This window comes from Streptomyces sp. NPDC006372 (assembly GCF_040612515.1).
In the GTDB taxonomy this organism is placed as follows: domain Bacteria; phylum Actinomycetota; class Actinomycetes; order Streptomycetales; family Streptomycetaceae; genus Streptomyces.
In genome coordinates this window covers 193,692-205,913 of sequence record NZ_JBEXQJ010000003.1, presented here as the reverse complement: position 1 = coordinate 205,913, position 12,222 = coordinate 193,692, and the positions used below count along the sequence as shown (strand labels likewise).

Here is a 12,222-nt window from a genome sequence, read left to right as displayed (position 1 = left end):
CAGCAGCTGCACTGCCTTGCACCACTGCACGAAGGGGAAGCCATGACAGCGACGACCGACGGAAGCACCGGGGCCCTGCCACCCCGCGCCGACGCGGCCAGCGAACAGGACATCGACACCCCGGTGGCGGCCGGGGTCCGGGAAACCGCCGCACGCGCCGCGCAGCGCGCCACCCACTTCCTGCTCTCCCGCCAGGACGCCCAGGGCTGGTGGAAGGGCGACCTCGAGACCAACGTCACGATGGACGCCGAGGACCTGATGCTGCGGCAGTTCCTCGGGATCCTCGACGAGAAGACCGCTCGGGCCGCGGCGCTCTTCATCCGCGGCGAGCAGCGCGAGGACGGCACGTGGGCCTCCTTCTACGGCGGACCGGGCGAACTCTCCACCACCATCGAGGCGTACGTCGCCCTGCGCCTGGCCGGTGACGCGCCCGACGCGCCGCACCTGGCGAAGGCCTCCGCCTGGATCCGCGAACAGGGCGGCATCGCCGCGGCCCGGGTCTTCACCCGGATCTGGCTGGCCCTCTTCGGCTGGTGGAAGTGGGAGGACCTGCCCGAACTCCCGCCGGAGCTCATCTGGTTCCCCAAGTGGGTGCCCCTCAACATCTACGACTTCGGCTGCTGGGCACGGCAGACCATAGTGCCGTTGACGATCGTCTCGGCGAAGCGGCCGGTACGCCCCGCGCCCTTCCCGCTCGACGAGCTGCACACCGACCCGGACCGGCCCAACCCGCCCAGGCCCCTCGCGCCGGCGTTCAGCTGGGACGGGGCCTTCCAGCGCATGGACAAGGGCCTGCACGCCCTGCGGAAGGTGGCGCCCCGCAGACTGCGCAGAGCCGCCATGAACGCCGCCGCCCGCTGGATCATCGAGCGGCAGGAGAACGACGGCTGCTGGGGCGGCATCCAGCCCCCCGCCGTGTACTCGATCATCGCCCTGCACCTGCTCGGCTACGACCTCCGGCACCCCGTGATGCGCGAAGGCCTGGCGTCCCTGGACCGCTTCGCCGTCTGGCGCGAGGACGGGGCCCGGATGGTCGAGGCCTGCCAGTCGCCGGTGTGGGACACCTGCCTCGCCGCGATCGCGCTGGTCGACGCCGGACTGCCCGCCGACCACCCGCAGTTGGTGAAAGCGGCGGACTGGATGCTGGGCGAGGAGATCGTCCGCCCCGGTGACTGGTCGGTGCGCCGGCCCGGACTCCCGCCCGGCGGCTGGGCGTTCGAGTTCCACAACGACAACTACCCCGACATCGACGACACGGCCGAGGTGATCCTCGCGCTGCGCCGGATCACCCACCACGACCCGGTGCGGGTGGACAAGGCCGTCGGGCGCGGGATGCGCTGGACCCTCGGCATGCAGTCGAAGAACGGGGCGTGGGCCGCCTTCGACGTCGACAACACCAGCCCGTTCCCGAACCGGCTGCCGTTCTGCGACTTCGGCGAGGTCATCGACCCGCCCTCCGCCGATGTCACCGCGCACGTCGTCGAGATGCTCGCGGTGGAGGGTCTCGCCCACGACCCGCGCACCCGGCGCGGCATCGAGTGGCTGCTGGCGGAGCAGGAGCCGGACGGCTCGTGGTTCGGACGCTGGGGCGTCAACTACGTCTACGGCACCGGATCCGTCGTACCCGCCCTGGTCGCGGCCGGCATCCCCGCCGCACACCCGGCGATCCGGCGGGCGGTGACCTGGCTGGAGTCGGTCCAGAACGACGACGGCGGCTGGGGCGAGGACCTGCGCTCCTACAAGTACGTCAAGGAGTGGAGCGGCCGAGGCGCCTCGACCGCCTCCCAGACGGCATGGGCCCTGATGGCCCTGCTCGCGGCGGGGGAGCGGGACTCCAAGGCCGTCGAACGCGGCGTCGAGTGGCTCGCCGCCACCCAGCGGGAGGACGGCTCCTGGGACGAGCCGTACTTCACGGGGACGGGCTTCCCGTGGGACTTCTCGATCAACTACCACCTCTACCGGCAGGTGTTCCCGCTCACCGCGCTCGGCCGGTACGTCCACGGGGAGCCCTTCGCCGACCGGCGCGAGGCCGGCTGATGAACACCCGGTCCGCCCCGGCCCCGCTGCTGATCGCCTGCGCGCTCGGTATCGAGCAGCTCGCCCTGCGGGCGGGGGAGCGCGACGGCGCGGGCGGGCCGGTGACCGTGCTGCGCACGGGCATGGGACCGGCGGCGGCCGAGCGGTCCGTCACCCGGATGCTCGCCGACCCGGCCCTGCGCGACGCCGCCGTCCTGGCCACCGGCTTCTGCGCGGGACTCGCCCCCGGTATGCACCCCGGGGACCTGGTCGTCGCCGAGGAGACCCGCGACCCGCACGGCACGACCGCCTGTGTGGGGACCGAGCGGCTGGTCAAGGAGCTGGCCCGGGTCGTGCCCGGACGGACCGTGCACACGGGCCCGCTCACCGGCTCCGACCACGTCGTGCGCGGCCCCGAACGGTCCGATCTGTTCGCAACCGGAGCGATCGCGGTCGACATGGAGTCCGCTGCCACGCTCCTGAGCGCCGTGCGCGCGGGCGAGCGCCCGGTTGCGGCCGTCCGGGTGGTCGTGGACGCTCCTGAACATGAACTCGTCCGGATCGGCACGGTGCGCGGTGGAATATCAGCTTTCCGTGTCCTTCGCTCCGTCCTTCCCGCTTATCTCGAATGGCACCGTTCCTTGCTGCTCCCCAGGAGGTGAGCCAGATGGCCATGCCGCTCCGACAGTCCATCAAGGTCGCTACGTACTTGGCTGAACAGAAGCTGCGCCGACGGGACAAGTTCCCGCTCATCGTCGAGCTGGAGCCGCTGTACGCCTGCAACCTCAAGTGCGAGGGGTGCGGCAAGATCCAGCATCCGGCCGGGGTGCTCAAGCAGCGGATGCCGGTCGCCCAGGCGGTCGGGGCGGTGCTGGAGTCCGGCGCCCCGATGGTGTCCATCGCCGGTGGCGAGCCGCTGATGCACCCGCAGATCGACGAGATCGCACGTCAGCTGGTGGCCAGGCGGAAGTACGTCTTCCTGTGCACCAACGCACTGCTCATGCGCAAGAAGATGGACAAGTTCGAGCCCTCCCCCTACTTCGCCTTCGCCGTGCACATCGACGGGCTGCGTGAGCGGCACGACGAGTCGGTGGCCAAGGAGGGCGTGTTCGACGAGGCGGTGGAGGCCATCAAGGAAGCCAAACGGCGCGGCTTCCGGGTGACCACCAACTCGACCTTCTTCAACACCGACACCCCGCAGACCGTCGTCGAGGTGCTGAACTTCCTCAACGACGACCTCAAGGTCGACGAGATGATGATCTCGCCGGCCTACGCCTACGAGAAGGCCCCCGACCAGGAGCACTTCCTGGGCGTGGAGCAGACCCGCGAGCTGTTCAGGAAGGCCTTCGCGGGCGGCAACCGGCGCCGCTGGCGGCTCAACCACTCCCCGCTCTTCCTGGACTTCCTGGAGGGCAAGGTGGACTTCCCGTGCACCGCGTGGGCGATCCCGAACTACTCGCTCTTCGGCTGGCAGCGCCCCTGCTACCTGATGGCCGACGGGTACGTGCCGACGTACCGCGAGCTGGTCGAGGACACCGACTGGGACAAGTACGGCCGCGGCAAGGACCCGCGCTGCGCCAACTGCATGGCGCACTGCGGCTATGAGCCGACCGCCGTCCTCGCCACCATGGGGTCCCTGAAGGAGTCCCTGCGCGCCATGCGCGAGACGGTCTCCGGAAACCGGGAATGACGCCATGACCGCCGTCCCCCTGGGGGTCCCCGAGGTACCGGCCCGGCCGATCGCGGAGCGGCGCGTCTCGCGCCGGATCCAGGTCGGCCCGGTGGCGGTCGGCGGCGGGGCCCCGGTGTCGGTGCAGTCGATGACGACGACCCGTACGTCGGACGTCGGCGCCACGCTGCAGCAGATCGCCGAGCTCACCGCGTCCGGCTGCCAGATCGTCCGGGTCGCCTGCCCCACGCAGGACGACGCGGACGCGCTGGCGACCATCGCCCGCAAGTCGCAGATCCCGGTGATCGCCGACATCCACTTCCAGCCCAAGTACGTCTTCGCGGCCATCGAGGCGGGCTGCGCCGCAGTCCGCGTCAACCCCGGCAACATCAAGCAGTTCGACGACCGGGTCAAGGAGATCGCGCAGACCGCCCAGGACCACGGGACCCCGATCCGGATCGGCGTCAACGCCGGGTCGCTGGACCGGCGCCTCCTCCAGAAGTACGGCAAGGCCACCCCCGAGGCCCTGGTCGAGTCGGCCCTGTGGGAGGCGTCCCTGTTCGAGGAGCACGGCTTCCGGGACATCAAGATCTCCGTCAAGCACAACGACCCGGTCGTGATGATCGAGGCGTACCGGCAGCTCGCGGAGAGTTGTGACTATCCGCTGCACCTGGGCGTGACGGAGGCCGGGCCGGCGTTCCAGGGCACGATCAAGTCGGCGGTGGCGTTCGGGGCGCTGCTGTCGCGGGGCATCGGCGACACGATCCGGGTGTCGCTGTCGGCGCCTCCGGCCGAGGAGGTCAAGGTCGGCATCCAGATCCTCGAGTCCCTGGGGCTCAGGCAGCGCAGGCTGGAGATCGTCTCCTGCCCGTCCTGCGGCCGTGCCCAGGTCGACGTCTACAAGCTGGCCGACGAGGTCACGGCCGGGCTCGAAGGCATGGAGGTGCCGTTGCGCGTCGCCGTCATGGGGTGCGTGGTCAACGGCCCCGGCGAGGCGCGGGAGGCCGACCTGGGGGTGGCCTCCGGCAACGGCAAGGGGCAGATCTTCGTGAAGGGCGAGGTCATCAAGACCGTCCCCGAGTCGAAGATCGTCGAGACGCTGATCGAAGAGGCGATGAAGATCGCCGAGCAGATGGAGCAGGACGGCGTGGGGTCGGGGGAGCCGGCCGTCACCGTGAGCTGAGCGGCACGGAATTGAAGGGGGCCCGAGCGTGACGATTCTGGAGAGCATCCGTGGACCACGCGACCTGAAGGCGCTGTCCGGGGCGGAGCTGGGAGAACTGTCCGAGGAGATCAGGGAGTTCCTGGTGCACGCGGTCGCAAGGACCGGCGGGCACCTGGGACCCAACCTGGGCGTGGTCGAGCTGACCGTCGCCCTGCACCGGGTCTTCGAGTCACCGGTCGACCGCATCCTGTGGGACACCGGCCACCAGAGCTACGTCCACAAACTGCTCACCGGACGCCAGGACTTCTCCAAACTGCGCGGCAAGGGCGGCCTGTCCGGCTACCCCTCGCGCGAGGAGTCCGAGCACGACGTCATCGAGAACAGCCACGCCTCCACGGCGCTCGGCTGGGCCGACGGGCTCGCCAAGGCCCGCCAGGTACGGGGGGAGAAGGGCCATGTCGTCGCGGTGATCGGCGACGGCGCCCTGACCGGCGGCATGGCCTGGGAGGCGCTGAACAACATCGCGGCGGCCCGGAACCGCCCCTTGATCATCGTCGTCAACGACAACGAACGCTCCTACGCCCCGACCATCGGCGGCCTCGCCAACCACCTCGCCACCCTGCGCACCACCGACGGCTACGAGCGGGTGCTGGCCTGGGGCAAGGACGTGCTCCAGGGCACACCCCTGGTCGGCAACACCCTCTACGAGGCCCTGCACGGAGCGAAGAAGGGCTTCAAGGACGCGTTCGCCCCGCAGGGCCTGTTCGAGGACCTGGGCCTGAAGTACGTCGGGCCGATCGACGGGCACGACATCGGGGCCGTGGAGTCCGCGCTGCGGCGGGCGAAACGCTTCCACGGGCCGGTCCTCGTCCACTGCCTGACGGAGAAGGGCCGCGGCTGTGAACCCGCCCTGGCCCACGAGGAGGACCACTTCCACACCGTCGGCGTCATGAACCCGCTGACCTGCGAGCCGCTCGCGCCGTCGGGCGGCCCTTCCTGGACCTCCGTGTTCGGCGAGGAGATCGTGCGGATCGGTGAGGAACGGGACGACGTGGTCGCGATCACTGCCGCCATGCTGCACCCGGTCGGCCTCGGCGGGTTCGCCGAGCGGTTCCCGGACCGGGTGTGGGACGTCGGCATCGCCGAGCAGCACGCAGCCGTCTCCGCGGCCGGCCTGGCGACGGGCGGCCTGCACCCGGTCGTCGCCGTCTACGCCACCTTCCTGAACCGCGCCTTCGACCAGCTCCTGATGGACGTGGCCCTGCACCGCTGCGGGGTGACCTTCGTGCTGGACCGGGCCGGTGTCACCGGCGTCGACGGCGCCTCCCACAACGGCATGTGGGACATGTCCGTCCTCCAGGTCGTCCCGGGCCTCAGGATCGCCGCGCCCCGCGACGCCGACCAGTTGCGCCTGCAGTTGCGCGAGGCCGTCGCCGTCGACGACGCGCCCACCCTGCTGCGTTTCCCGAAGGAGTCCGTCGGCCCGTCCATCCCGGCTGTCGACCGGGTGGGCGGCCTCGACGTGCTGCACCGTTCCGCTCAGCCGGAGGTCCTCCTGGTGGCCGTCGGTGTCATGGCGCCCGTCTGCCTCCAGGCCGCCGACCTGCTCGAAGCCCGCGGAATCGGCTGCACCGTCGTCGATCCCCGCTGGGTCAAGCCCGTGGACCCGGCACTCCCGGGCCTCGCCGCCGCACACCGCCTGGTCGCCGTCGTCGAGGACAACAGCCGGGCGGCCGGGGTCGGCTCGGCCGTCGCGCTGGCCCTCGGCGATGCCGACGTCGACGTCCCCGTACGGCGGTTCGGCATCCCCGAGCAGTTCCTCGCGCACGCCAAGCGCGGCGAGGTGCTCGCCGACATCGGCCTGACGCCCGTCGAGATCGCCGGACGGATCAGCGCGAGCCTGACCGTCAAGGAAGAGCTGTCCAAGGAGCCACAGGAATGACAACCGCCGAACCCGCGTCGGAGTCGTCGCAGGCTGGGGCGTTCGACCTCGGCAGACTGCTGACCGAACGCGGAGCCGAGCGCTACGAGCTGCACACCCGGTACCTCAACCACCAGCTCCCGCGCATGCTGCACACCATCGGCTTCGACAACGTCTACGAGCGCGCCGAGGGCGCCTACTTCTACGACGCGGACGGCAACGACTACCTGGACATGCTCGCCGGCTTCGGGGTGATGGGCCTCGGCCGCCACCACCCCGTCGTGCGCAAGGCGCTGCACGACGTGCTGGACGCCGGTCTCGCCGACCTCACCCGTTTCGACTGCCAGCCGCTGCCCGGCCTGCTGGCCGAGAGGCTCCTCGCGCACAGCCCGCACCTGGACCGGGTGTTCTTCGGCAACAGCGGCACGGAGGCGGTCGAGGGCGCGCTGAAGTTCGCCCGGTTCGTCACCGGCCGGCCGAGGATCCTGTACTGCGCGCACGCCTTCCACGGCCTGACCACCGGCTCCCTCTCCGTCAACGGCGAGTCCGGCTTCCGCGACGGCTTCGCCCCGCTGCTCCCCGACACGGCCGTACCGCTCGGCGACCTCGACGCACTGGAGAGGGAGCTGAGGAAGGGCGACGTCGCCGCCCTGATCGTGGAGCCGATCCAGGGCAAGGGCGTGCTGGCGGCCCCGCCCGGGTACCTTCGGGCCGCCCAGGAGCTGCTGCACCGGCACAAGGCACTGCTCATCGCCGACGAGGTGCAGACGGGCCTCGGCCGGACCGGCGACTTCTACGGCTACCAGCACGAGGAGGGCGTGGAACCCGACCTGGTGTGCGTGGCCAAGGCGCTCTCCGGCGGCTATGTGCCGGTGGGCGCCACGCTCGGCAAGGACTGGATCTTCAAGAAGGTCTACTCGTCGATGGACCGGGTGCTGGTCCACTCGGCGAGCTTCGGGTCCAACGCGCAGGCCATGGCGGCCGGACTCGCGGTGCTGTCGGTGATGGAGAACGAGCAGATCGTCGCGGGCGTCCGCAGCACCGGGGAACTGCTCAGATCGCGGCTCGCGGCGCTGACGGACCAGTACGAGATGCTCGCCGACGTGCGCGGCCGGGGCCTGATGATCGGCATCGAGTTCGGCCGGCCGAAGTCGCTGAAACTACGCGGCCGCTGGGCCATGCTCCAGGCCGCGCGCAAGGGGCTCTTCGCCCAGATGGTCGTGGTGCCGCTGCTCCAGAAGCACCGGATCCTGACCCAGGTCTCCGGCGATCACATGGAGGTGATCAAGCTGATCCCGCCGCTGATCATCGGCGAGCGGGAGGTGGACCGGTTCGTCGACGCCTTCACCGCCGTGATGGACGACGCGCATGACGGCGGGCTGGTCTGGGACTTCGGGCGGACGCTCGTCAAACAGGCGGTGGCGAACCGCTGAGCTTTTGCCTGTGAGACAAGAAATTTGCCGCTGAGGCAAGCGTGCGGCTCAATGAGGACATGAGCCTTTCCGAGCCCGAGCGCTCCTCCGGGCCGAACGCCGAGGCCGATCCGCCCACCGGCCCCGCCGGTGCGCTGCCCGCCGTCGCGCCGCAGCTGCGGGCGCTGCGGCGCCAGGCCTCCCTGACGCTGGAGGCCGCCGCCCGCGCCGCCGGGCTGTCGCCCGCGCACCTCTCCCGGCTGGAGACCGGGCAGCGACAGCCCTCGCTGCCGATGCTGCTCGCACTCGCCCGTGTCTACGGTACGACCGTCTCCGAACTGCTCGGCGAGACGGCCGCCGACCGGGAGGCCGTGGTGCGCGCGGCCGACATGGAGCCGACCACGGCGGGCGGCTGGACGTACTGGCAGGCCGGCGCCCCCGGGCGCGGGATGCAGGCGCTGCGCGTCCACGTCCCGTACGGCTCCCAGGGCGACATCGTGCGCGTCCATCCGGGCGAGGAGTGGCTCCATGTACTGCGGGGACGGCTGCGGCTGCGCCTCGGCGACACCACGCACCGGCTGGCGCCCGGCGACAGCGCCCACTTCGACTCGCTCACCCCGCACCGGATCGCCGCCGAGGACCACGACGGCGTCGAACTGCTCTTCGTCCACACCCTGCTGCAGAGCCCCACGGCCGCACTGTGCCTGGGCCCCACCCCTGGAGACCTGTCATGACCGACATGGAGGAGAAGTTTCCCCGCGCCCTGTGGGTGCGCTTGTTCATCTACCTCGTGGCGGGGCACCTCTTCGCCGCGTTCGTGTGGTTCCTGTTCGAGGCGGGGGCCCGTTAGCCGAGGGCCTCAGTCGAGAAGCCGCTCCCGCAGGCGCTTGCGGGCCTGGGGAGTGAGCCCGAGGCCCTCCTCCAGGTAGGCGTCGACGCCGCCCCACTTCTCGTCGATGGTGTCGAAGGCCGCCGTCAGGTACTCCACGCGCGCGTCGAACAGGGGGCTGAGCAGGTCCATGACCTCGGGGGAGTAGGCCGAGGCGGCGGAGCTGCTGCGGTGCACCTTGTAGCGGCGGTGCTTGGCGTTCGACTTCAGGTAGTCGTCGACGATCGCCTCGCGCTCGACGCCCAGGGCGAGCAGTGTCACCGCCATGGACAGGCCCGCGCGGTCCTTGCCCGCCGCGCAGTGCATCAGCGCCGGGACGCTGTCCTCGGCGAGCGCGTGCAGCACCTGGGAGTGCTCGGCGGTGCGGTGCTTGATGATCGTGCGGTAGGAGGCGATCATGCGGCCCGCGCCCTTGCCGTCCGAGAGGATCGCGCGCAGCTGGTCCAGGTCGCCGTCGCGGACCATCTTCCAGAACTCGGCGCCGTCGGCCGGGTCGCTCAGCGGCAGGTTCACATTGCGCACGCCCGGCAGCTCGACGTCCGGCCCTTCGAGTTTCTGGTCGGCCGCGTTGCGGAAGTCGAAGATCGTGTGCAGGCCCAGACCGGTCAGGAAGGCGGCGTCCTCCCCGGTCGCGTGGGCGAGGTGCCCGCTGCGGAACAGCACGCCCTGCCGCACCCGCCGTCCGTCCACGGTCGGCAGCCCGCCCACGTCACGGAAGTTGCGCACTCCGGCCAGCTCGGGTTCGGTCGACGGGACCTGCTGTGTCACGGGGGCTCCTCCCAGTCGGCGCCCGCCGACGCGGTTCGTCGACAGGCACCACTCGACGATACGACATGGCTGCCAGGGGCAATCAGTTGTCCACAGGCGTTGCCCGGAGCCCCCGAAGCCGTCGATGATGTTGGGGCCTGGTCGCACCTGGTCGGGCTTGTTCGAATCTGTGAGGCCTTGATGCTGGACATCTCCGAAGACGGTCGTACGTGGGTCCTCTCGGGGCCGGCCAGCAGCTACGCCGTCCACGTCACCGACCGGGACGAGCTGCTGCACCTGCACTGGGGCCCGCGGATCGGCCTCGCCGACGCCGAGGCCCTGGCGGTCCGCCCGCTGCCGGACTACTGGCCCTTCGAGTCCCCGCTCGACGGACGCGAGGAGTACCCGGTCGAAGGCGGCCCGCGCTTCGTCCGCCCCGCCCTGTCCCTGCGCACCGGTGAGCGGCGCGGCACGGAGTGGGCCTATGAGGGGCATGACACCGGGGGCGGCGAGCTGCGGCTCCGCTTCCGCGACGGCGAACTGACCATCACGCTGCACTACCGGATGCGTGAGGACGTGATCGAGCGCTGGGTGACCCTGGAGAACCAGGGCCCGGCCGTCGAGGTGCTGCGCGCCGACTCCGCCACCTGGACCCTGCCCGACCGCGACAGCTGGCGGCTGTCCCAGTTGCACGGCCGCTGGGGCGCCGAGTCCCGCCTCGAGCGCTCCCCCCTCACCCACGGCGAGAAGGTCATCGGCAGTCGCCGCGGCCACACCTCCCACCAGCACCTGCCGTGGGTCGCGCTCGACACCGACGCGACCGAGGAACGCGGCGAGGTCTACGGATGCGCGCTGGGCTGGTCCGGGTCCTGGCGGATCGCCGTGGCCCAACTCCCGGACGCGCGCGTGCAGATCACCGGCGGGGCCGGGTACGACGACTCGGGCCTGCTGACGCTGGGCGCGGGAGAGTCGTACACGACGCCCGTCTTCGCCGGACTCTGGAGCGACGGCGGTTTCGGCGGGGCCAGCCGTGCCTGGCACGCCTATCAGCGGGCCCATGTCGTCCCGGACGCGGACCGGGACCGGCCGGTGCTGTTCAACTCCTGGGAGGCCACCGAGTTCGACATCTCCGAGGAGCAGCAGCGGGCGCTCGCCGAGCGGGCCGCCGCCATGGGTGTCGAGCTGTTCGTGGTCGACGACGGCTGGTTCGGCGCGCGTACGAGCGACCGGGCCGGGCTCGGTGACTGGACGCCGAATCCCGACCGCTTCCCCGGCGGGCTCAGGCCGCTCGCCGACCATGTGCACGGCCTGGGCATGCAGTTCGGGATCTGGGTCGAGCCGGAGATGGTCAACCCGGACAGCGACCTGTACCGCGCCCATCCGGACTGGGTGCAGTACCAACCGGGACGAAAGCGGACGGAGTTCCGCAATCAACTCGTACTGAACCTCGCCCGCGAGGACGTCCAGGAGTACCTCTGGGAGCGGCTCGACGCGTTGCTCTCCAGCGCCCCGATCGACTACGTCAAGTGGGACTTCAACCGCTGCTTCTCCGACGCCGGCTGGCCGGACGACCCCTATCCGCAGCGGCTCTGGGTCGACCACGTCCGGGGTCTGTACGCGCTGCTGGACCGGCTGCGGGCCGCCCACCCGGGGGTGGCCTTCGAGTCCTGCTCGGGCGGCGGAGGCCGGATCGACCTCGGTGTGCTGAGCCGTACGGACCAGGTGTGGACCTCCGACAACACCGATCCGCTCGACCGGCTCGCCATCCAGCACGGCTTCAGCCAGGTCCACCCGGCGCGGGTCATGGCCGCCTGGGTCACCGACAGCCCGAACGTCATGCTCAACCAGCGGGCCAGCTCCCTGCGGTTCCGTTTCGTCAGCGCCATGGCCGGTGTGCTCGGGGTCGGCGGCGACCTCACGAAGTGGACGGAGCAGGAGCTGGCGGAGGCGCGGGACTGGGTGGGGCTCTACAAGGAGATCCGGCCCGTGGTGCAGCACGGCGACCTCTACCGGCTGCGCGCGCCGGAAGGCGGTCTGAGCTCGGTGCAGTACGTCCTCGGCGACGAGACCGTCGTCCTCGCCTGGCTCCAGGCGCAGCGCTACGGCGAACCCCTCCCGGCGCTCAGGCTGCGTGGCCTCGACCCGTCGGCAACGTACGAATGCCTCGAATCGGGCGAAGTTCACCGAGGTGCCGTCCTGCTCCATCACGGACTGCGGGTCGGGCTGCGCGGGGACCTGGACGCCACGGTCGTCCGCCTTAAGCGGAAGTAGCCGTTCTGTCCGAATAGGGGATTTAGGCCGCTTCGACATAACGTGCCCCAAAAGTAAAGGAGATGGGGTCCACGTGTGTGGGCATCGTCATATTCGTGACGATGTGTTGTCGTCATGTTCACGTAATTGTGC

The 12,222-nt window shown here is 70.7% G+C and carries 10 protein-coding genes; 9 read left to right on the top strand and 1 reads right to left on the bottom strand.

The features are described from left to right. Positions 1-42: 42 nt before the first annotated feature. The 8 genes from shc to ABZ016_RS08020 are packed head-to-tail and all read left to right on the top strand — an operon-like array spanning position 43 to position 9,033. Positions 43-2,037, top strand: a complete 1,995-nt coding sequence (shc, locus tag ABZ016_RS08055) for a squalene--hopene cyclase (protein WP_356915693.1) — start codon at positions 43-45, stop codon at positions 2,035-2,037. After that, entirely contained in the window at positions 2,037-2,678 is a 642-nt protein-coding gene (locus ABZ016_RS08050; protein ID WP_356915692.1) for a 1-hydroxy-2-methyl-2-butenyl 4-diphosphate reductase, read from the top strand. The genes shc and ABZ016_RS08050 overlap by 1 nt, the downstream gene beginning before the upstream one ends. 5 nt (positions 2,679-2,683) lie before the next feature. Next, positions 2,684-3,706 (top strand): adenosyl-hopene transferase HpnH, encoded by a 1,023-nt coding sequence (gene hpnH, locus ABZ016_RS08045; RefSeq protein ID WP_356915691.1) that lies wholly within the window; start codon positions 2,684-2,686, stop codon positions 3,704-3,706. A gap of 4 nt (positions 3,707-3,710) precedes the next feature. Continuing rightward, positions 3,711-4,868, top strand: coding sequence for a flavodoxin-dependent (E)-4-hydroxy-3-methylbut-2-enyl-diphosphate synthase (ispG, locus tag ABZ016_RS08040; RefSeq protein ID WP_356915690.1), 1,158 nt, complete (start codon positions 3,711-3,713; stop codon positions 4,866-4,868). A gap of 28 nt (positions 4,869-4,896) precedes the next feature. After that, positions 4,897-6,792 carry a 1-deoxy-D-xylulose-5-phosphate synthase gene (gene dxs / locus ABZ016_RS08035; protein ID WP_356915689.1) on the top strand — a complete coding sequence of 632 codons (1,896 nt, stop codon included), beginning with the start codon at positions 4,897-4,899 and terminating at the stop codon, positions 6,790-6,792. Next, positions 6,789-8,204, top strand: a complete 1,416-nt coding sequence (locus tag ABZ016_RS08030) for an aspartate aminotransferase family protein (RefSeq protein WP_356915688.1) — start codon at positions 6,789-6,791, stop codon at positions 8,202-8,204. The genes dxs and ABZ016_RS08030 overlap by 4 nt, the downstream gene beginning before the upstream one ends. Before the next feature lie 59 nt (positions 8,205-8,263). Then, positions 8,264-8,917: an XRE family transcriptional regulator gene (locus ABZ016_RS08025; RefSeq protein WP_356915687.1), complete on the top strand. Its 654-nt coding sequence runs from the start codon at positions 8,264-8,266 to the stop codon at positions 8,915-8,917. Continuing rightward, on the top strand, positions 8,914-9,033 hold the full coding sequence (locus ABZ016_RS08020; RefSeq protein WP_356915686.1) for a DUF6126 family protein: 120 nt from the start codon (positions 8,914-8,916) through the stop codon (positions 9,031-9,033). The genes ABZ016_RS08025 and ABZ016_RS08020 overlap by 4 nt, the downstream gene beginning before the upstream one ends. Before the next feature lie 9 nt (positions 9,034-9,042). Here ABZ016_RS08020 and ABZ016_RS08015 read toward each other — a convergent pair whose 3' ends face one another. Then, a complete protein-coding gene (locus ABZ016_RS08015) occupies positions 9,043-9,840 on the bottom strand; it encodes a tyrosine-protein phosphatase (protein WP_356915685.1) in 798 nt (265 codons plus the stop codon). 180 nt (positions 9,841-10,020) lie between these two features. On the opposite strand from ABZ016_RS08015, the gene ABZ016_RS08010 reads away from it, so the two are divergent. Beyond that, on the top strand, positions 10,021-12,090 hold the full coding sequence (locus tag ABZ016_RS08010; protein ID WP_356915684.1) for an alpha-galactosidase: 2,070 nt from the start codon (positions 10,021-10,023) through the stop codon (positions 12,088-12,090). The last annotated feature ends 132 nt before the right edge of the window (positions 12,091-12,222 follow it).